The 19696-nt window shown below is 53.5% G+C and carries 19 protein-coding genes and 1 other RNA gene; 8 read left to right on the forward strand and 12 right to left on the reverse strand.

Annotated features, from left to right (window positions below):
* Nucleotides 1-120: 120 nt before the first annotated feature.
* The 4 genes from yqiA to nudF form a co-directional block, all read right to left on the reverse strand.
* The gene (gene yqiA / locus Dpoa569_RS18010) at nt 121-702 is read right to left on the reverse strand and encodes an esterase YqiA (protein WP_042868023.1); all 582 of its coding nucleotides are present in this window, start codon (nt 700-702) and stop codon (nt 121-123) included.
* Nucleotides 702-1529, reverse strand: a complete 828-nt coding sequence (gene cpdA, locus Dpoa569_RS18015; protein ID WP_042873722.1) for a 3',5'-cyclic-AMP phosphodiesterase — start codon at nt 1527-1529, stop codon at nt 702-704. Before cpdA ends, yqiA begins: the two co-directional genes overlap by 1 nt.
* Nucleotides 1530-1720: 191 nt before the next feature.
* On the reverse strand, nt 1721-2143 hold the full coding sequence (locus tag Dpoa569_RS18020) for a DUF1249 family protein (RefSeq protein WP_042868020.1): 423 nt from the start codon (nt 2141-2143) through the stop codon (nt 1721-1723).
* Nucleotides 2143-2778, reverse strand: a complete 636-nt coding sequence (nudF, locus tag Dpoa569_RS18025) for an ADP-ribose diphosphatase (RefSeq protein WP_146411624.1) — start codon at nt 2776-2778, stop codon at nt 2143-2145. Before nudF ends, Dpoa569_RS18020 begins: the two co-directional genes overlap by 1 nt.
* Nucleotides 2779-2901: 123 nt before the next feature.
* Here nudF and Dpoa569_RS18030 point away from each other — a divergent pair, with 123 nt between their 5' ends.
* From Dpoa569_RS18030 to Dpoa569_RS18045, 4 genes are all read left to right on the forward strand, one after another.
* On the forward strand, nt 2902-3093 hold the full coding sequence (locus Dpoa569_RS18030; protein WP_042868019.1) for a hypothetical protein: 192 nt from the start codon (nt 2902-2904) through the stop codon (nt 3091-3093).
* Between the two features lie 88 nt (nt 3094-3181).
* Complete coding sequence (tolC, locus tag Dpoa569_RS18035) at nt 3182-4594, forward strand: outer membrane channel protein TolC (RefSeq protein ID WP_042868016.1); 1413 nt, start codon at nt 3182-3184, stop codon at nt 4592-4594.
* A gap of 199 nt (nt 4595-4793) precedes the next feature.
* The gene (locus Dpoa569_RS18040; protein WP_146411627.1) at nt 4794-5531 is read left to right on the forward strand and encodes a DUF1190 family protein; all 738 of its coding nucleotides are present in this window, start codon (nt 4794-4796) and stop codon (nt 5529-5531) included.
* Between the two features lie 11 nt (nt 5532-5542).
* The gene (locus Dpoa569_RS18045; RefSeq protein ID WP_042868012.1) at nt 5543-6703 is read left to right on the forward strand and encodes a glutathionylspermidine synthase family protein; all 1161 of its coding nucleotides are present in this window, start codon (nt 5543-5545) and stop codon (nt 6701-6703) included.
* Between the two features lie 105 nt (nt 6704-6808).
* Here Dpoa569_RS18045 and ygiD read toward each other — a convergent pair whose 3' ends face one another.
* From ygiD to rsmI, 3 genes are all read right to left on the reverse strand, one after another.
* Nucleotides 6809-7597: a 4,5-DOPA-extradiol-dioxygenase gene (gene ygiD / locus Dpoa569_RS18050; RefSeq protein WP_042868010.1), complete on the reverse strand. Its 789-nt coding sequence runs from the start codon at nt 7595-7597 to the stop codon at nt 6809-6811.
* Between the two features lie 173 nt (nt 7598-7770).
* Nucleotides 7771-8152: RNase P RNA component class A (rnpB, locus tag Dpoa569_RS18055), an RNA gene on the reverse strand.
* A gap of 42 nt (nt 8153-8194) precedes the next feature.
* Nucleotides 8195-9064 (reverse strand): 16S rRNA (cytidine(1402)-2'-O)-methyltransferase, encoded by an 870-nt coding sequence (gene rsmI, locus Dpoa569_RS18060; protein ID WP_042868007.1) that lies wholly within the window; start codon nt 9062-9064, stop codon nt 8195-8197.
* A gap of 59 nt (nt 9065-9123) precedes the next feature.
* Here rsmI and Dpoa569_RS18065 point away from each other — a divergent pair, with 59 nt between their 5' ends.
* Genes Dpoa569_RS18065 through dolP form a run of 4 tightly spaced genes read left to right on the forward strand, consistent with a single transcriptional unit; the run spans nt 9124 to nt 12745 of the window.
* Nucleotides 9124-11178: a penicillin-binding protein activator gene (locus tag Dpoa569_RS18065; RefSeq protein WP_042868006.1), complete on the forward strand. Its 2055-nt coding sequence runs from the start codon at nt 9124-9126 to the stop codon at nt 11176-11178.
* On the forward strand, nt 11175-11531 hold the full coding sequence (locus Dpoa569_RS18070) for a YraN family protein (protein ID WP_173024031.1): 357 nt from the start codon (nt 11175-11177) through the stop codon (nt 11529-11531). Before Dpoa569_RS18065 ends, Dpoa569_RS18070 begins: the two co-directional genes overlap by 4 nt.
* A 37-nt stretch (nt 11532-11568) precedes the next feature.
* On the forward strand, nt 11569-12159 hold the full coding sequence (gene diaA, locus Dpoa569_RS18075; protein WP_042867999.1) for a DnaA initiator-associating protein DiaA: 591 nt from the start codon (nt 11569-11571) through the stop codon (nt 12157-12159).
* A 10-nt stretch (nt 12160-12169) separates the two neighbouring features.
* Nucleotides 12170-12745, forward strand: a complete 576-nt coding sequence (dolP, locus tag Dpoa569_RS18080; protein WP_042867996.1) for a division/outer membrane stress-associated lipid-binding lipoprotein — start codon at nt 12170-12172, stop codon at nt 12743-12745.
* 98 nt (nt 12746-12843) lie between these two features.
* Here the strand turns inward: dolP and Dpoa569_RS18085 are convergent, their stop codons facing one another.
* The 5 genes from Dpoa569_RS18085 to Dpoa569_RS18105 all read right to left on the reverse strand — a co-directional run bounded on the left by Dpoa569_RS18085 (nt 12844) and on the right by Dpoa569_RS18105 (nt 19244).
* Complete coding sequence (locus Dpoa569_RS18085; RefSeq protein ID WP_042867994.1) at nt 12844-14154, reverse strand: alginate lyase family protein; 1311 nt, start codon at nt 14152-14154, stop codon at nt 12844-12846.
* A 91-nt stretch (nt 14155-14245) separates the two neighbouring features.
* Nucleotides 14246-14995: a monofunctional biosynthetic peptidoglycan transglycosylase gene (gene mtgA, locus Dpoa569_RS18090; protein ID WP_050569370.1), complete on the reverse strand. Its 750-nt coding sequence runs from the start codon at nt 14993-14995 to the stop codon at nt 14246-14248.
* The gene (gene elbB / locus Dpoa569_RS18095) at nt 14992-15645 is read right to left on the reverse strand and encodes an isoprenoid biosynthesis glyoxalase ElbB (RefSeq protein ID WP_042867989.1); all 654 of its coding nucleotides are present in this window, start codon (nt 15643-15645) and stop codon (nt 14992-14994) included. The genes mtgA and elbB overlap by 4 nt, the downstream gene beginning before the upstream one ends.
* A 237-nt stretch (nt 15646-15882) precedes the next feature.
* Nucleotides 15883-18222, reverse strand: a complete 2340-nt coding sequence (arcB, locus tag Dpoa569_RS18100; protein WP_042867987.1) for an aerobic respiration two-component sensor histidine kinase ArcB — start codon at nt 18220-18222, stop codon at nt 15883-15885.
* Between the two features lie 92 nt (nt 18223-18314).
* Nucleotides 18315-19244 carry a TIGR01212 family radical SAM protein gene (locus Dpoa569_RS18105; RefSeq protein ID WP_042873721.1) on the reverse strand — a complete coding sequence of 310 codons (930 nt, stop codon included), beginning with the start codon at nt 19242-19244 and terminating at the stop codon, nt 18315-18317.
* Nucleotides 19245-19696: the final 452 nt, after the last annotated feature.

The following is a 19696-nucleotide window of genomic DNA, read 5'->3' on the forward strand; positions in this document are numbered from 1 at the left end:
ACCACGCCAAGCGCCGATTATCAGGATGAAAACGCCATCAAAGCGCGTTGACCAGCCTGACATAACGGGATAAAGGTGATGAGTGGCACCAACTGGTCATCGCAGCAGCGCCGAAATGAGTCAGTCCGCTGTCAATCCGAGGAAGTCGATAATCGGCGTAAAGTAGTGTTCAAACCCTACAAACGTGTGATTACCACCGGATTCCACCGTCTGACGACACGCTGTGTAATAAGCGACGGCCTGACGGTAATCCAGCACTTCATCCCCGGTCTGCAGCAGGCACCATAGTAAATCCGGAGATTCCAGCGGCTCGACCTGCATCACCTTGAGATCGTAAATGTGCCGTGACTCTAACACATATTGCTCGCCGGTATAGGGGTTCTGCTGCTGACCCAGGAAATCAAGCAACAGTTCATAAGGCCGCACCGCGGGGTTGACCACCACCGCCGGCAGGCGAAAACACTGAGACAACCAGGTGGCGTAATAACCGCCCAACGACGACCCGACCAGACCGAGCGGTCGCCCGGCTCGCTCCATGACCAGTTGCTCCATCAGTTCCGCCGCGTCCGCCGGGTAAGGCGGCAATTGCGGCACCAGCATCTCAATATGGGGATGCTGCTGCGCCAGCCACTGCTGCAACGCCGACGCTTTCGCCGACAACGGCGAGCTATTGAAACCGTGAAGATAAAGCAGAGTGGGCATCAGTAACCGTCCGCATCCATATCTGGTAGAAATTCATTCCCCTCAAGACGACATACCTGAGTTTCCACTCCGCCATCCGGCAACAATTCCAGATAGCGCCAGCCAGGCATAGAATTATCGATGGTAAAAGTCGTGCAATGCGGCTTGAACTGCACACAGGTCGATGGCGTCGCCAGCAAGCGGCGACCGTTCCAGTCCAGATCCATTTCCTGATGAATATGACCGCACAGTACAGTTCGCACCCGCGTAAAACGAGCCAGCAACGCATCCAGACTGTGAGCATTGCGCAGGCTGTGCTGATCCAGCCAGGTACAGCCTGACGGCAATGGATGATGGTGCAGCATCAGCAAGGTATGGCGCTCCGGCTGACTTTGCAGGCTGCGCTCCAGCCATTCCAGTTGGTATTCACTCAGTTCGCCGTGCGGCACGCCAAACACCTGACTATCCAGCAGGATCACCTGCCAACCCTCGCCCAATAGCACATGTTTGGAAGGTGCAATCCCCGACCGGGCCAACACATCCACCATGGCGGGCTGGAAGTCATGGTTTCCGGGTAACCAGACGCAAGGCGCATTAAAACGACGGATACCATTAGCAAAATGCGTGTAGGCATCCTGCGTATGATCCTGTGCCAAATCGCCTGTGGCGGTAATCAGATCGACGTCATATTGTTGGGCGGCGATGGCATTCAGCACCGCCTGATAGCTACGGTAAGTATTTACGCCCAGCAGAGTCCCCTGCTCGTCGGCAAAAAGGTGGGTATCTGTTATTTGTAAAATCCTGATTCTGGCCCCACGCGCCACAGGAAGTGTCAACAGGCTTTCCAAATAGTGTCCTTGGGTCTTTGCAATCTGCCGAACAAATCGGTCCATACCCTTAAATAATCCGCATTGCAGCTAAAACAGCGAGCGGGGATTAATGATAAACCAGCGCTAACGCTGCTTACAGCGACCCCGATGGGTTAAGACCTAAAAAATGGGCCAGAAAACACGGCCAACGCCCCTGCAATCTCAACGCTCTAACACACAGGGACCGACATTGAACCACACGCCAGGCAATATCTTAGCCAGTCGGCAAGAAACTGATTAATCTGATGCTTTTCATCACGTTGATGTAACTTCTTATTCGGATAATCATAACGTGCCTTAAAGCGGAAGATCTGCTGACTGGAACACACTTCCGCAACCATCGCATCGTAATACAGCCGCACCACCATCGTCGGCAGGCTCCAGTAACTGACCGACGGCGCAATCTGCTGGATCTCCACCAGTGCGGTATATCGCGTCGATTCCAGAATGGTTAAACGGTAGCTGGCGTTATGGACCTGATAAACCACTGCGGCCCCTACCTCTTCATTGCGGGGCAGCAAACGGCGTAGCTGCGCGAAGTTCAGCTCACTCAGCCGCATCATTTCCGGAAAATCAGGGGTATAACGTTTCATTATCCGTCCACCCAGGCTTTTTTTAATGCCTCATGGTGCAATGCCAACCATTGCAAGGCAATGACAGAGGCGGCGTTGTCAATAATCCCTTGCTCAACCCACTGATAACTCTGCTCGCGGCTGACCACATGCACGCGGATATCTTCGTTTTCCTCCGCCAGCCCATGAATACCGCTGGCAGTGCGCGCATCCACCTCACCGACCCAGATAGCCAGACGCTCACTGGTGCCGCCGGGGCTAGCCAGATAATTGATAGCCGGGTGACAACGTTGCACCACCAGCCCCGCTTCTTCCTGCGCTTCGCGGCGCGCAACCTCTTCGTGACTTTCGCCCGGCTCAATCATGCCGGCAACCAGTTCGAACAACCACGGCGACACGCTGGTGTCATAGGCGGCGATGCGAATCTGTTCTATCAATACCACTTCGTCACGCACCGGATCATAGGGCAACAGCACCACGGCATGACCACGCTCCAGAATTTCCCGGCTGACTTCGCCGCTCATGCCGCCGTTGAACAGACGGTGGCGAAATCGGTAACGTTGTAGTGAAAAAAAACCTTTATAGAGTGTTTCGCGTGCAATAATTTCTACATCATCTTTGGCAAAAGTACCGGGATGTGTATCTGAAGGCGCCATAAACTCAACTCCTGTGGACAACACGGCGGGCACGCCATTTTTATAGGCGAAAACGTGGACAGGCACTCACCGTTTTGTGCAATATTCATCGTGCACTCGTGCCAGCCCGATACGGATAATCAGATGCGGAAAACGTCTGCCAGCAAGGATGAGGCGTTCCGGATATTAACGCAATGTCTTTGCGCGCTCTGGAACAGCAATCCTGCCGGTGCAGTCTCTGGCACGCTGCCGTATATCGTGCCTAATCCCAAATTGCTAAGTAAAATCGGCTTTTTGGATAACCGCAAGGAAAAGATGGCACATTCAGCCACCTAATTCGATTAGTCGATTCTGATAGAATCGGCAGGTATATCGTCTTCAGATGGCGCAACCACAAAACTTTGCTGCACAACAAGGAATGCAAATGAAGAAACTGCTACCACTTCTCATCAGTCTGGGTCTGGTTGGCTTTAGTGCCGCAAGCCAAGCCGAAGACCTGTTACAGGTTTACCAGCAGGCTAAAACGACTAATCCGGATTTACGCAGCGCTGCCGCCAACCGAGATGCGGCTTTCGAGAAAATTAATGAAGCCCGCTCCTCCTTGCTGCCTCAGTTAGGTTTGGGTGCGGATTACACTTACAATAGCGGATACCGCGACCGCAAAGACGTCAACAATAATGTCACCAGTGCCTCGTTGCAGTTAACCCAGTCTATCTTCAACATGTCGCTGTGGCGTTCTTTGACGCTTCAAGAAAAACAGGCTGGTATTCAGGATGTTAGCTACCAGACTTCTCAGCAGACATTGCTGCTCAATACCGCGACTGCCTACTTCAACGTGCTGCGCACGATTGATGCGCTGTCTTACGTCAGCGCTCAGAAAAAGGCTATCTACCGCGAACTCGACCAGACCACCCAGCGCTTCAATGTCGGCCTGGTCGCCATCACCGACGTACAGAACGCGCGTGCCCAGTATGACAGCGTACTGGCGAACGAAGTGACCGCACGCAACAACCTGGATAACGCGATGGAAAACCTGCGCCAGGTGACCGGTCAGTTCTATCCACAACTGGCAGCACTGAATATTGAGCACTTCAGCCAGCAGAAACCTGATGCCGTGAATGGTCTGCTCAAAGAAGCGGAAAATCGCAACCTTAGCCTGTTGTCCGCACGCCTGAGTCAGGATCTGGCACGCGAACAGATTCGCAGCGCGGAAAGCGGCCATCTGCCAACGCTGAATCTGACCGCGTCCACTGGCGTGACCAATACCAATTATTCCGGCTCTCGCGTAGCAGCAAGCAATCTTACCGATACCTATGTGGGCCAGAATCAGGTTGGTCTTAGCCTCTCTGTGCCTATCTACAGCGGCGGCGGCACCTCATCCAAAGTGAAACAGGCGCAATACAGTTTTGTGGCGTCCAGCGAAAATCTGGAAAGCGCGCACCGTTCAGTCATTCAGACGCTGCGTTCCGCACATAACAACATTTCCGCCTCCATCAGCAGCGTCAACGCTTACAAACAGGCGGTAGTGTCTGCACAAAGCTCACTGGATGCAATGGAAGCCGGTTATCAGGTGGGCACCCGTACTATCGTCGATGTGCTGGACGCCACTTCCACGCTGTACAACGCCAAGCAGCAGTTGTCCGGCGCACGCTATGACTACCTGATCAACCAGTTGAACCTTAAGCAGGCGCTCGGTACGTTAAATGAAGACGATCTGCGCACGCTGAACGCGATGCTGGGCAAACCTGTGCCTACGTCGGCAGCCATCGGCGACGATACCCCAGTCCCGGCAGCCACCCCCGTCTCAGTGACAACCACGACCAAGGCCAGACCTTAATCATAACCAACAGGGGAGCCTACAGGGGTTCCCCTGCTTCATACTGGCAACATCTACACATCGTCTCATACAAACACCGCCTCCGGCAGCGGCGCTTTACAAGCCGACAATCCTTCTCCTATGCTTAAGCGCGCTTTATAAATGCATACTTATTATTAACATGATGGGCATGATGCCCTGTTCCCGCTGGGATTAACCGATGAAAAGAACATCAGACATTAATCACGCTCGTTTCCGTAAGCACTGGGGTTACCGTATCGCCCCTGTCGCGCTGGCCGTCAGTACCGTTTTCATCCTCACTGGTTGTGAGAAATCCGACGAAACTGTCACGCTCTACCAGAACGCGGATGACTGTTCCCGCGCTAACCCGTCGATGAAAGACCAGTGTACCGCCACCTATAACAAGGCCCTGAAAGAAGCGGAAAGAACCGCCCCCAAATACGCCACCCGTGAAGAGTGCGTGGCGGCATTCGGCGAAAACCAGTGCACCCAGTCAGGCAGCACCACCGGCGCTGCGCCACAACAAAGCGGCAGTTTTTGGATGCCGCTAATGGCAGGCTTTATGATGGGCAAGCTGATGGGCGGCAACAATGTTGCCCAGCAACCGGTCTTCCGCCCGAATACGCCTAATAATCCCGCCAGCGGCAGTTATGTTGACGCCAGCGGCAAAAATTATGGTTCCACTACCGGGCACACCATCACCGTTCCTAAAGACGCCATGACGCCTAAGCCGACCTCCAGCATTACCACGACTCGTGGCGGTTTTGGCGGCACCGTGAACAAACTTAACAGCACGCCGGCAGCCAACATGACTGACAATCGTGATAAAGATCGCGCTGCAGCCAGCTCAACTAGCAGTACTGGTGCCTATTCTACAGGCAGCAGCTCACGTCAAACCGACGGTGCTGCGCCGATCCGTCGTTCCTTCGGGGGATAAGGTCGCCTGATATGAAACGTATTGCAATTAACCAACGTCCGAACTGGCAGGAAAAAGCGGCTGAGTATGGCTTTCGCTTCCATACGATGTATGGCGAACCCTACTGGTGTGAAGATGCCTGCTATCAGTTTACGCTGGCGCAAATTGAAGAACTGGAAGAGACAACCGCCGAGCTAAACCAGATGTGCCTGCAGGTGGTCGATAAGGTGGTTAACAGTGAAGCGTTGCTGACCAAATTCCGCATTCCCCGTCACACCTGGGACTTCGTGCGCAGTTCGTGGTTATCGCGCCAGCCAGCGCTTTATGCGCGACTGGATTTGGCCTATGACGGCAAAACCCCGGCCAAACTGTTGGAAAACAACGCCGATACCCCGACCTCTTTGTACGAGTCGGCTTTCTTTCAGTGGATCTGGCTGGAAGACCAGATCCACGCTGGCTTGCTGCCGCAGCACGCGGATCAATACAACAGCCTGCAAGAAAGGCTGATTGAACGTTTTGAATATCTGCGAACCCATCACGGTTTCAGCGCTATGCATTTCACCTGCTGTCGGGACACGGAGGAAGATCGCGGGACAGTCCAGTATTTACAGGATTGCGCGCAGGAAGCCGGCGTTCCGAGCCAGTTCCTGTACATTGATGAGATTGGTCTGGGAGACCGCGGGCAATTCACCGACCTACAGGACCACACCATCAGCAACCTGTTCAAACTCTACCCGTGGGAGTTCATGCTGCGCGAAACCTTCTCCACCAAGCTGGCGGACGCCGGGGTGCGTTGGCTGGAACCCGGCTGGAAAAGCGTGCTATCCAACAAGGCGCTGTTGCCGATGTTATGGCAGATGTTCCCCAACCATCCCAACCTGTTGCCGGCCTATTTCACCGAAGACAACCCGCCAGCAATGAGCGATTACGTGGTTAAGCCGCTGTTTTCCCGCGAAGGCGCCAACATACAGATTTACCGGCAGGGCAAACAGATTGCCGCGGTGGACGGTCCCTACGGTGAAGAAGGTTCCATCATGCAACAATTCCACCCTCTGCCCCGATTCAATGACAGCTATACGCTAATCGGTAGTTGGCTGGTGGGCGATACCCCTTGTGGTATCGGACTACGGGAAGACCGGGAACTGATTACTCAGGATTTGTCCCGCTTCTATCCGCATATCATTCTGGATTAATGTCAGAACGTCGCACATGACACATCTATCGCCCTTTCAGGCGATAGATGCTTTACCTAATGGTAGAGGTTTTCATTTGGTAGAGGTTTTCATTGCCGGAAGCCGTTATCCAACCTGCACCGACATCATGCTGAGCGACCCCATCACAATGCCATCCGTCGGTGTGGTAACCGGCTCCTGGCCATTCCAGCTACCCAGTACATACAACAGCGGCAAGAAATGATCCGGCGTCGGATTAGACAGGGCGGCATCATTGTGTTGCATAAAATTCACCAACGGATGTTCCGCCACATCACCCTGCCAGGCCAGATTGCTGCGCACAAAATCGTTGAATGACGTGGCCCAGCTATAGGGGTCGCCCTCGCCGTTCCACTTGATCATCCGCAGGTTGTGCACCACATTCCCGCTGGCAACAATCATAATGCCCTCGTCTCGCAACGCAGATAGTTTGCAGCCCAGATCATAGTGATAAGCAGGCGGTTTAGTACCATCGACGCTAAGTTGCACTATCGGTATATCCGCCTGTGGATATACCTTGATAAGTACGCCCCAGGTACCGTGATCTAATCCCCATTCCTTATGGTCTGCATATACCGGCACCGGCGCCAGCAACTCCTGAACCCGTTTAGCCACCTCTGGCGCCCCAGGCGCCGGGTATTGGGTTTCGAATAATGCCTGCGGGAAACCGCCAAAATCATGAATAGTGCGCGGCTTATCCATCGCCGTGACTGCTGTACCACGGGTATACCAGTGTGCAGATACCGCCACTATCGCCTTCGGACGAGGCAAAGTTTCTCCCAGTTTATGCCAGGCTTGTGTGTAGTGATTGTCTTCCAGCGCATTCATCGGGCTACCGTGGCCCAGAAAAAGTGCAGGCATCCGGGAAGTACTCATAACGATATCCTTAGTAACAGTGAGGTAATCAGTATCTATAAAAGATACTTTACCGTTACTGTTCCAACGATACAGTCGGATTACCATGATGATGATTGTCAATAAATTTGACGATTTGCAGCATCATCGGATAAAGACATAAAAAAACCCCGCCGAATGGCGGGGTTATGAAGAAGTGAAGTTGACCGATAAGCCGGGTTCTGTCGTGGACAGCCATTCATCTAGGCCAGAACTCGCGCGCTGGCTCAAGCAGCCTACCCGGGTTCAGTACGGGCAGTACCATGTGAACCCCTATTTGGCCTTGCTCCGGGTGGAGTTTACCGTGCCACGGACTGTTGCCAGCCGCGCGGTGCGCTCTTACCGCACCCTTTCACCCTTACCTGATCCCGCTTGCGCAGGCCATCGGCGGTTTGCTCTCTGTTGCACTGGTCGTAGGCTTTCGCCCCCCAGGCGTTACCTGGCACCCTGCCCTATGGAGCCCGGACTTTCCTCCCCTCCATCTGTCTCCCCCCTAACGGAGGACGGCAATGAAGCGGCGACTGTCTGGTCAACTTCGGCGCGGATAATAGGGCAAATCGGCCTGCTTGTCATCCCTGATTATGCATGACCTTCTTCCTGCTCCAGCCCGTAGCGGTAAAGCGCGTTCTTTTTCACACCATGGATTTCTGCCGCCAACGCCGCCGCTTTCTTCAGCGGCAATTCCGCCCGCAACAGTTGCAAGGTTCGCAACGCCGCTGCAGATAATGCCTCTTCGTCAGGCTGATGCCCTTCCACAATCAACACCATCTCGCCTTTGCGGCGGTTCTCGTCTTCCTGTACCCAGGCCAACAACGCCCCCACCGGCGCGCCGTACAGCGACTCCCAGGTTTTGGTCAGTTCCCGCGCCAGTACCACATAACGATCCGGCCCCCAGACCTCAACCATATCCTGCAGGCTATCCAGCAATCGGTGGGTTGATTCGTAAAAAATCAGGGTACGCGGCTCTTCCAACAGGTCGCGCAGCCTGTCCTTACGCGCCTTAGTCTTCGCAGGCAGGAACCCCTCATAACAAAAGCGATCCGACGGCAAACCAGCGGCGGATAACGCGGTAATCGCCGCACACGGCCCCGGCAACGGCACAACGCGCACGCCAGCCTCGCGGCATCGCCGAACCAGATGGTAACCGGGGTCGTTAATCAACGGTGTACCCGCATCCGACACCAACGCGATACTCATGCCTTGTTGCAAGCGCGCCAGCAATTGCTCCGCCTTTTGCTGTTCGTTGTGGTCATGGAGTGCGAACAGGCGCGCATTAATAGCGAAATGTTGTAACAATAAACCGGTATGACGGGTATCTTCTGCTGCAATAAGATCAACCTGTTGTAACACCATCAGCGCCCGCTGCGTGATATCCGCCAGATTGCCGATAGGCGTGGGAACAATGTAAAGCGTGGAGGCGGAAATCTGAGCTTGTTGGTCTTGATTCATTGTTTCATCCGATTTACCGATTTAATATTGAACATCGTTAAAACATCACTGGATACAGTATGCTTCCGTTAAATTCTGTCCGTACCCATGCAGGCCGTTTGGTTACTGTCCTGCTGGCGGCACTGTTTCTCGCTGGCTGCCCCAGCCAGGCACCACAAGGCACCGCAACCCAGCAACGTATAGAGGCCAAAGCTGGCGCATCCTCCGATTACTACCTGCAGCAGATGCAGCAAAGTGGTGATGATAGCAAGGCTGAATGGCAATTACTTGCGATTCATGCCCTGATTCAGGAAGGCAAACTCCCGCAAGCGGGTACTCAGTTAAGCGCACTGCCGCCGCAATTAAGCGATAAACAGCGTCAGGAACAGCGCCTGCTGACGGCTGAACTGGCGGCTGCACAAAACGATATGAACGCGGCCAATACCACGCTGGCGCAACTGGACGTGAAATCGCTGTCGCCTCAACAGCAGGAACGCTATTACCAGACGCAAATTAAAGCGGCTCAGGATCACGCCTCGCTGACGTTGATCCGCGCTTATATCGGGCTGGAACCGCTGCTGCAAGGTGATGCTCACCAGCGCAATATGGATCAAACCTGGACTGCGCTGACTCGCCTCACCCAGCAGGATCTCGGTTCGATGGTGATCAACGTTGACGAAAATACCCTGCAAGGCTGGCTGGACCTGCTGAATCTCTGGCAGACCAAATCTCAGGTTCCGTCAGACCTGCAAGCTGCGATAGAAGACTGGAAGAAACGTTATCCTCGCCACCCCGCAGCCAAACAACTGCCGTCTCAACTGGGCGGCACACCGCCGGCTGCAACGGCACCCTCAGCGGAGAACGTCCCGGCTAGCGGTGGTAACGCCATTGCCTTGTTGCTGCCGTTAAACGGGCAGGCACAGGTATTCGCCAACGCTATTCAGCAAGGATTTAGCGCCGCCAGAAGCGGACAGGCTGTGTTGGCAATGCCTGTACAGCCGTCCCAGACAGCGCCATCGACCAGCACCGCTGCTGTCGCCACGCTGCCTACGAGCACGCCTGCCGCACCATCGCCGGGGGTAAACAGCAGCGTGCCATCCGCAGCCTCGCCTGCGCCAACAACGGCTGTGATTCCGGCACTCACCACTGCCGCAGCCAGCACGATTCCGGTGAAAGTCTACGACACCTCCAATCAGGCACTGGCCAATGTGATTGCTCAGGCACAGAAAGATGGTGCAACCACCATCGTCGGCCCGTTGCTCAAAAACGAAGTGGAACAGTTACCGGGGATCAAACCTTCCCTCAATGTGCTGGCGCTTAATCAGCCAGAACATATCCAGCCGAATCCGAATATCTGTTATTTCGCGCTGTCACCAGAAGATGAAGCCACCGACGCAGCACAATTCATCCACAAACAGGGCAAACAGCATCCGTTAATTCTGGCACCACGCGGTAATCTTGGAGATCGGGTGGTCGCCGCTTTCGCCAAATCCTGGCAACAACAATCCGGCGGAGTGGTATTGCAACAACGCACCGGCGGCGTGTATGACCTGAAACAGGCCCTCAACAGCGGCGCGGGAATTGCGCTCAACGGCCAACCCGTCATCACAGCCACTTCCGCACCACAGCCTTCCACTACGGTTGGCGGGCTGACGATACCCAATCAGGCGCCGCCGATAGCTAACGTCACCAGCGACGGCAACGTGGATGCGGTTTATATCATCGCCACGCCAGATGAGCTGACGCTGCTCAAACCGATGCTCGACATGCGCAACAAAGGCCCGTCGCACCCGACGCTCTATGCCAGCTCACGCAGCTATCAGGCAGGTTTAGGACCAGATTTCCGGTTTGAAATGGAAGGCTTACAGTTCAGCGATATTCCATTATTGACTGGCGCCAGCCCGGCACTGATGCAACAACTCACCACCCAGTACCGTAACGATTACTCGCTGGTGCGGTTGTTCGCCATGGGGATGGACGCCTGGACGCTGGCCAGTAACTTTGCACAGTTGCACCAGCCGGGCAGTTCGATTTCCGGTGCCACCGGTGTACTAAGCACCTCGCCGGATTGTGTCGTCAACCGTAAGCTCACCTGGCTGCAGTTCCGTCAGGGACAACTGGTGCCCGCCTCCTGAACCGGCGCATCACTGGCGGCTGCTATGAACAGTTAGCCCGACGCCATCTCGAACGCGCCGGGCTGACTTTTGTGGCATCCAATGTCACGGTACGTGGCGGTGAACTGGACTTGATTATGCGCGATGGCCGCATCTGGGTCTTCGTTGAGGTGCGTTATCGCCGTAATAACGACTTTGGTGGTGCGCTAGCCAGTATCACCCGGCAAAAGCAACGCACATTGCTGCACGCGGCGGCAGTATGGCTAGCCCGCCAGGGCGCCAGTCTCGACTCCACCGATTGCCGTTTCGACGTATTGGCGGTAACGGGTTCGCAGGTGGAATGGTTGCCCAATGCGTTTGGGAAACTCGATTAACACCATGACTTTCAACATCAAAACAGGTTAACAGAACGTGCTGGAGAGAATTAAAGTCTGTTTCACGGAAAGCATCCAAACCCAGATTGCCGCAGCGGAAGCGCTACCGGATGCCATCTCGCGCGCCGCTCTGGCGATGGTGCAATCACTGCTCAATGGCAACAAAATCCTGTGCTGTGGTAACGGTACATCTGCCGCCAACGCACAGCATTTTGCCGCCAGTATGATTAATCGTTTTGAAACCGAACGGCCTGGTTTACCAGCGATTGCACTTAATGCCGATAATGTGGTCTTAACCGCTATCGCCAATGATCGCTTGCATGAAGAAGTCTATGCTAAGCAGGTGCGGGCGCTGGGTCAGGCAGGCGACGTACTGTTGGCAATATCCACGCGCGGCAACAGCCGTGATATCGTCAAGGCAGTGGAGGCTGCGGTCACGCGGGACATGAACATTGTCGCCCTGACCGGCTACGATGGTGGTGAACTAGCGGGTTTACTGGGTCAGCAGGATGTGGAAATCCGCATTCCGTCGCACCGTAGCGCCCGTATTCAGGAAATGCATATGCTAACCGTCAACTGTTTGTGCGATTTGATTGATAACACGCTTTTTCCACACCAGAACGATTAAGGAGCACTCCATGAGGATCTACTCTTGCATTGCCGTGCTGTCTGCCTGTCTGATGCTGCAGGGCTGTATTGGCGCTGTCGCAATTGGTAGCGCGGCGGTTGCCACCAAATCTGCGACTGATCCACGGACTGTCGGCACTCAGGTCGATGACGGTACGCTGGAAGTCAGGGTATCCAACGCACTGAGTAAAGACGCACAATTAAGCAAAGAAGCGAGGATTTCCGCAACCGCCTATCAGGGTAAAGTATTGCTCACCGGTCAGGCCCCCACAACCGAACTCGCCAGCAGAGCCAAACAGATCGCCATGGGCGTTGAAGGCACCACCGAGGTGTATAACGAAATTCGCAAAGGTACGCCGATATCACTGGGCACCGCGTCCATGGATACCTGGATCACCACCAAAGTGCGTTCTCAACTGCTGGCCAGCGACCTGGTGAAATCCTCTAACGTGAAGGTCACCACCGAAAACGGTGAGGTCTTCCTGCTCGGCATGGTGACTCGCCGTGAAGCAACGTCAGCAGCGCAGATAGCCAGCAAAGTCAGCGGCGTCAAGCATGTGACGACTGCGTTCAGCTACCTGGATTAATCTCCCTGTTGTTCCTGGCGGCCAATCACTGGTCGCCAGACCAACGACAATCCTTTCACATGGCTACAACTGCCTGCCATATTCATTTTCCTTTATAATCATGGCATTGCCATAACTCCTGCGCTCGCTGGCGGAGATAGCAACCAGATGCTGCGCCGGGTATCAACGCTAATATTCACGCCGGTTTTTCCCTCTGACACACCGTTTAGCAACGGCGCAAACCCTGCCTGTCGGATAACGACCTGATAACGGGAAGCACCGATAGCGCGTTCAGCCTGCAACATCAGTGGGATAAGCGAGCTACTCTCCCGCCGCTCCCGCCCCATCGCTTTATAGGGCCAGGGTCTGGACTCATCAAGATACGAGGCCATGAAATCCAGTGCCGACAGCAGGCTGCTGCCCTGGGGGGTACGATACCGCCACAGATTATCGCCATACTTCCCTGCAACCATCGCCATCAGACTGACAGCCTGCAGATTAAAACCGCTGTAATGGAACGACCGGGTACGTGCCAGTTCCTCCGGTTGCGAACCATCCACCGCCAGTTGATGGTCGAGCTTCTGGCGCTGCAATGCCACCATCGCCTTCACCGTTTCCAACTGGCCCAGATAAGCGGCGATACCCGCAACCTGCACTGCATACCAGCTGCCATGATTATTCTTCGCCGTCGCTTCTTGCCTGCCGTTAGGACTGGTCAGCAACCAGTGCAGATATTCCGTCATCCACTGTCGCATCTGTTGTTCATCACTCACGCCCCACCCTGGAGCCTGTCGCAACATGACCAGCGCATCCACGATGCGGGTAGCAAAGAAACGGCCATCAAGCACGCCAGCGCCCCGACCGTCATTTCTGCCTAGAATAGCCTGTGCATAATTCAGATTAGGGTTCATACGTGTTTCAGGCACGAGAAACCAGGTACGGATCATGGAAATGGCTTTTCCGGCATATTCAGGTCTATCGGAGAAATACCATGCCAACGCCAGCACGCGCACCCGATCAGTAAACATCGTCAGGCGGATAGCATCGGTCTGCTCGCCTTTGGTCTCAGGATTAACCTTGCCGTCATGCCGAACCCAGGGTAGCCCGTCTTTTTTCCGCGGATCAGGCCACCAGTACGCAGCCAGACTCAAATAATCATGACGATTGCCGCCGGGTGGGATTGAAAGTTTTTGGGTCACCGTCAGATCCGCTTTTTTCATGGCATTATCCGCCGCCTGCAACAACTGCTGATAAGCAAGTTGCATCTGCGGTGGTGCAGTTTGGGTGCGCAATTGCTGTTTGACCTGGATAAGCTTATCCATCTGTAAAAATACATAAGCAAAATTGTCGCTTCTAACACTCGCCACACCAGCAGATACTACCAGCCCCCAGAGTGCAAACGTCATCAGAAAAGCAATGCCATAGCGCATATTCTACCCCATGTTGAGTTGCCATGATTTCCATACAGACGGTAGAAAGAGAAACCGCAGATGGAAAAACCCCACCGGCTAATCAGGTTTGCTAATAGAGTCGATTCGCTTCCAGAAAATTCTCTCCACCGATATGGCGCATCTGACGCAAAATCCATTGCTGGCGTCGCATGATATACCCAGTTGGTTTACTGGCCCGATAATGGATAGGATTCGGCAACACAGCGGCCAACAGCGCGGCCTCCGCTGCCGTCAGCTGGCTCGCCGGTTTATTAAAGAACTGATGCGAGGCGGCCTCAATGCCAAAAATACCGGGTCCGAACTCGGCAATATTCAGGTAAACCGTCAGTATGCGACGTTTAGTCCACACCCGTTCTACCACCGCCGTTAAACCGGCCTCCAGGCCTTTACGCAACCAACTGCGCCCGTCCCACAACAAGAGATTTTTTACCGTCTGCTGAGACAGGGTCGATGCGCCACGAATACGATTTTCATGCTGCTCGTTATGTTTGAGCGCTGCCGAAATCGCATCAAAATCGAACCCCCAATGCTGGGAAAATTTCTGATCTTCCGCCGCGATCACCGCTAATGGTGCCACAGCGGCGATCTCATCCATCGAGACCCACTCTGAATGGGCCACATAGACAACATCGCCACTCAGCCAGGCGCTGAGTTGGCGATCAATCATCACAGCGGAAAAAGGGACAGGCAGAAAGGCAAATAACAGGATTGCCGCCAACCATATCGCTAACACACCACAAATGATACGCAACACCCAGCGCCAAATAGAGGCGGCAATGTGCCTCAATCGACCTTTCCCTACATCCCCACCTGACCTCATTCAGCCAGTTCCAAAACACGCGCCACCAGTTTCTCAATTCCGCTAGCGGCTTCGCCAATCGAATTCGCCAGCATGTAGGCAGGCGTTGTCACCACCTTGTTTGCAACATCAACCACAATGCCATCCACAGGGCACGCTATGTGTACACCGCCCATTGCTTCTATCGCCTGAGCAGTTTCTGTATCGTTACCAATTGTAAGCTGTACAGCGGTATCAAGCATTTTCGGCAACATGGCTGGAGCGATGCAAATCAAGCCGATTGGTTTGTTTTTCTTATGAATTTCTTGAGTAAGTATTTTCAGCTCGTTATCAACCTCACAATCGACGCCGCGAATGGCGAAATCACTCAGATTTTTTGCAGCGCCGAATCCTCCAGGGACAATCAGCGCATCCAACTGCAGGGGATCGGCACTGGACAATGACTGAATTTTCCCTCGTGCAATACGTGCCGACTCCGCTAAAACATTACGTTTCTCATCAGTGACTTCACCATTGAGGTGATTAATGACATGTAACTGTTGTTTATCAGGGGCAAAGCAGACAGCCTCTGCACCAGCACGATCAATTGCAAGCAGAGTCAAGACAACTTCGTGAATCTCTGAACCGTCATAAACTCCGCATCCGCTGAGTACGACACCAACTTTTTTCATCACTTATGCCTCATTTCATTACATCAACTAATTGATTTTTTGATTGACAAACACTAATCTACATCACACATTTTAATGATTCTTGTAACAAACAGCGCCATATTTGCTATGGTGTGTGTTGCCAGATAGATGGAGTTTCAAAAACGCTTGCGTACCAATAACATCTGAAAGCGAACGCAGGTGTACAGCTTTCCCTGGTGTTGGCGCATAATTCGCGCACCCCGGCCTCGGTCGGGGTCATTTTTTTTCAGCCTCTGAAACCCAGTCTTTCAATGCCTGCACATCCTGCTGCCAGTCATGTTTCAACTCATCAATCCATTCCTGAACGTTGTCCCACCATGCCGGTAATGTCGTGGTCTGAATCTGTTGCGCAACCTGTTGCAGGTGTTTAAGCCCCACCGAACCTGCAGCGCCTTTGATTTTGTGTCCTTCTTCCGCGATGCCTTTCTGGTCACGGGCAGTCATGTTGGAATCAAGAATCGCCAGATAACCGGGCATCATCTGTTCAAACATCGCCAGGCTCTGGTGAATCAGTTTTGGCCCCACCAAGGTCAGGTACTGCTCCAGCATCGGTATGTCCAGCAAACGATCCTGTAACGACCCGGTATCCACTACCGTGTCTTCCTGGTCCGATTGCGTATGGTGATCCCAATATTGTTGGATTACCGCCGTCAGTGCCGTCACCGCCAGCGGCTTGCTCAGCACATCATCCATGCCAGCATCCAGATACTCTTTTTTATCTTTGAGAACATTTGCCGTCAGAGCGACCAACGGCGGCATTGACTGCCCGGCATAACGCTCACGCAAGCGACGCGCCACATCCAGACCGGTCATATCCGGCAACTGGATATCCAGCAATACCAGATCGAACTCATCCGGGTCGAACATATCCAGCGCCGCCTGTCCGGTCATCGCCACATCGACGCTGCTCCCCAATTTCTCCAATACTGAACGCGCCACCACCACATTCAGCTCAATATCTTCCACTAACAGCACATGCAGCGCTGGCAACGGCAGTTCATCCTGCTCGTCTTCGCCGGGTTCATCATTGGCGACGACTGGCGCTGTCACCGTCAACGCAAAACAGGAGCCTTTGCCCAGTTTGCTGGTCACCTGAATATCACCGCCCATGCTCTGCGCCAGACGCTTGGAAACCGCCAGTCCGATTCCCGTGCCGGTAGCTGGCTTACCACCGTGTTGATCTTTGACCTGATAGTACATGGAAAAGATTTTTTCCAACTCGTCAGCCGGTATGCCTATGCCGGAATCCTCCACCTCAAAACGCAGCCGCTCACCTTGTTCATGCCATATCCGAACGGATACCCTGCCCTCACGGGTGAATTTCACGGCATTGCTAAGGAGGTTCCACAGAATCTGGCGCAACCGGGTACCATCGGTGATGATGGTTTTTGGCAACGGTTGATGAAGTTCCATTTCAAGCTGTAACCCTTTGGGCTGAACCAACAACCCGCCCAGATTCTCCAGGTCAACCACAAAACCGACAAAATCCACTGGCTGATTATCCAGTTGAACCTTACGTCGCTCCTGCTTGTCCATTTCGATGATGTCGTTAAAAATATTGCCAAGCGTGATGGCACTGACGTGGATGGTTTTCAGATATTTCTGCTGCTCTGCGTCAAGGTGAGTGTCGAGCAAAATACGGCTCAGACCGACAATGCCATTAAGCGGCGTACGAAGCTCGTGGCTAATAGTAGAGATGAAGGTGGTCTTTTCCCTGCTCGCATTCTCCAACGCGTCCTGATAGCGCTTACGCTCGGTTATATCGCGTCCAAACCCCATCAGCCCATGTCGCTTGCCCATGCGGTCGTAAAACGGCACTTTGCGCAACTCGAAACAGGCTTTGCGACCGTCCGGATAGACCAGCCACTGCTCATAGGTCAATGAAACGTTGTGGCGAAATACTTTTTCATCGGTTTCCATGACTTTTTCGGCAATGTCCGGCGGATAAACATCTTTTGGCGTCAGACCGATCAACTGCTTCTGACTCTTGCCAAGCAGCAACTCCATTGCCCGGTTACAACTGGAAAATTCGTTGTTTTCATTGCGGTAGTAGACCAGATCTGGCGAGGCATCGAGAAAAGAACGCAGCAGCACTGATTGTTGTTCCAGTTCAACCTGTGCCTGTTCACGACGCGCCATTTCTTCACGCAGCTTGGAAACCATCAGCAATCGGGCCTCTTCCGCCTTGATGCGATCACTAATTTCCTGATTCAGCTGCGCGATGTTGCCCTGCAACTGTTCGTTCAGTTCCTGATCGCGCTGGCGCATCTCTTCCAATTTAGCCACCAGCCGCGACAAACGTTGGCGCGACTCTTCAAGTTGTTCCACCACCACGGACAGGAAATAAACCGCCCAGGGCGTGATCAACAAACCGAAGAAAATAGAACGTACTACGTCAATATTTTCCACTTTACCGGTGAGCAACAGCGTCACCGCCATCTGCACCACCAGCGCCAGCAAAACCAGCGCCGACGCCAGTAGCAGGGAAAACCGAACCAGCCCCAATTTAACCATTAAATCAACGTAGTACTGCGCCAACAGCCTGATTTGCCTCATAACAGTGTTCCTTAGTCATCAACCCGCAAATCATACCGTAAAAAAATCATGTGCGTGGTAATGAGCGGTCAATTTGCGAGCCGCCACGGGGGTTAGTTTGTCGAATACTGAAACGGCTGCCCCAACGCGGAACCCTGCGCGCCATGCTGTTGCAGGTAATCATGAATGCCGACCATACCGGTCCAGCGATTTTCGCACCACAATGGCGCCAGCAACGTTGGCCGCCGGGCGCTGGCGGAGATACGGTGATAGACAATGTCAGGCGGGGTGTGGCGAATCATCTCACCGGCAATCGACACATAATGTGCCAGCGGCAACGCCGTCAATCGACCGGCTCCCCAGGCTTTCGCCATGACGCTACCGGTCACGATGTGCAGCGGATGCAGCTTGATGCCGTCCACGCCAGCTTCCACCACCCGTTGCAGCGTCAACAGGCAATGTTCGTCGCTCTCGCCGGGCAAACCGGCTATCAGATGGCTGCACACCTTGAGTCCTCTGGCGCGAGCGCGCTGAGCGGTCTGCCGGTAACAGGCAAAATCATGTCCGCGATTGATACGTCGCAACGTCCGGTCATGGGCGCTTTGCAACCCCAGTTCCAGCCAGACTTCGTACCCTTGCTCACGATAGTCGGCCAGCAGGTCCAACACGGTATCCGGTACGCAATCCGGCCTGGTACCCACACATAGCCCTACCATATCGGCCTGCGTCAACGCCTGCCGGTACATCGATGCCAACACCTGAACTTCGGCATAAGTGCTGGTATAAGCCTGAAAATAGGCCAGATAACGATGTGCGCGGTTGACCTTGCCTGCCTGTGCGGCCAGTTGCTCGGCGATGCTACGCTGCTGCATCTGTTCATCCGCAAACGACGCCACATTGCAGAAAGTACAACCACCCCGTCCCAGCGTACCGTCACGATTCGGACAGCTAAATCCACCGTGTAACGTCAATTTATGGATTTTTTCTCCATAGCGACGCTGAAGATCACCACCAAACATATTGATTAATTTTTGCAATTGCATATTCTGATTCTTCATTTCACAAAAAATCAGCCTACCTTTAGCGCCTGTTAACGGCGATGACCCCGATCAAGACGCTCCGGTTTATGCAGCTGCATGTTTATTCGCTTTTCCTGAAAATAAAATCATATTCTTGCTGATTAATTTTTCTTATCTGCGAGGTTCATTCCATTAAAAGATGACCGTAGAATGAAAAACAGTGTCATGAATTAAAAAAATCACACCAAACAGAATAAGATGCCACGAAGTGGCATAATCACAGCATTCAGCAATAAAAACCCGCCATTGCTATAGTGATACAGCTCACAGTTCAGCCAATGACGCCACCTTGCCAACGTCTTATTTTTATTAATTAAATCCTTTTATTTCATAAGCATAAGTAAATTCTATCCCTAAAGTGCCTGTCTGCCATGGAAATTTGACCTGAACAGGGTTTCTCGCTAATTTGGAAATCC

This window comes from Dickeya poaceiphila, from assembly GCF_007858975.2.
Lineage (GTDB): Bacteria > Pseudomonadota > Gammaproteobacteria > Enterobacterales > Enterobacteriaceae > Dickeya > Dickeya poaceiphila.

Coding starts and splice junctions, on each gene's coding strand:
- Dpoa569_RS18045 (WP_042868012.1), top strand. CDS start 5,543: ATGAAACGTATTGCAATTAACCAACGTCCGAACTGGCAGGAAAAAGCG.
- arcB (WP_042867987.1), bottom strand. CDS start 18,222: ATGAGGCAAATCAGGCTGTTGGCGCAGTACTACGTTGATTTAATGGTT.
- Dpoa569_RS18040 (WP_146411627.1), top strand. CDS start 4,794: ATGAAAAGAACATCAGACATTAATCACGCTCGTTTCCGTAAGCACTGG.
- Dpoa569_RS18105 (WP_042873721.1), bottom strand. CDS start 19,244: ATGCAATTGCAAAAATTAATCAATATGTTTGGTGGTGATCTTCAGCGT.
- Dpoa569_RS18085 (WP_042867994.1), bottom strand. CDS start 14,154: ATGCGCTATGGCATTGCTTTTCTGATGACGTTTGCACTCTGGGGGCTG.
- yqiA (WP_042868023.1), bottom strand. CDS start 702: ATGCCCACTCTGCTTTATCTTCACGGTTTCAATAGCTCGCCGTTGTCG.
- mtgA (WP_050569370.1), bottom strand. CDS start 14,995: ATGAGGTCAGGTGGGGATGTAGGGAAAGGTCGATTGAGGCACATTGCC.
- rsmI (WP_042868007.1), bottom strand. CDS start 9,064: ATGAATCAAGACCAACAAGCTCAGATTTCCGCCTCCACGCTTTACATT.
- ygiD (WP_042868010.1), bottom strand. CDS start 7,597: ATGAGTACTTCCCGGATGCCTGCACTTTTTCTGGGCCACGGTAGCCCG.
- Dpoa569_RS18065 (WP_042868006.1), top strand. CDS start 9,124: ATGCTTCCGTTAAATTCTGTCCGTACCCATGCAGGCCGTTTGGTTACT.
- Dpoa569_RS18020 (WP_042868020.1), bottom strand. CDS start 2,143: ATGAAACGTTATACCCCTGATTTTCCGGAAATGATGCGGCTGAGTGAG.
- Dpoa569_RS18030 (WP_042868019.1), top strand. CDS start 2,902: ATGCGGAAAACGTCTGCCAGCAAGGATGAGGCGTTCCGGATATTAACG.
- dolP (WP_042867996.1), top strand. CDS start 12,170: ATGAGGATCTACTCTTGCATTGCCGTGCTGTCTGCCTGTCTGATGCTG.
- tolC (WP_042868016.1), top strand. CDS start 3,182: ATGAAGAAACTGCTACCACTTCTCATCAGTCTGGGTCTGGTTGGCTTT.
- nudF (WP_146411624.1), bottom strand. CDS start 2,778: ATGGCGCCTTCAGATACACATCCCGGTACTTTTGCCAAAGATGATGTA.
- elbB (WP_042867989.1), bottom strand. CDS start 15,645: ATGAAAAAAGTTGGTGTCGTACTCAGCGGATGCGGAGTTTATGACGGT.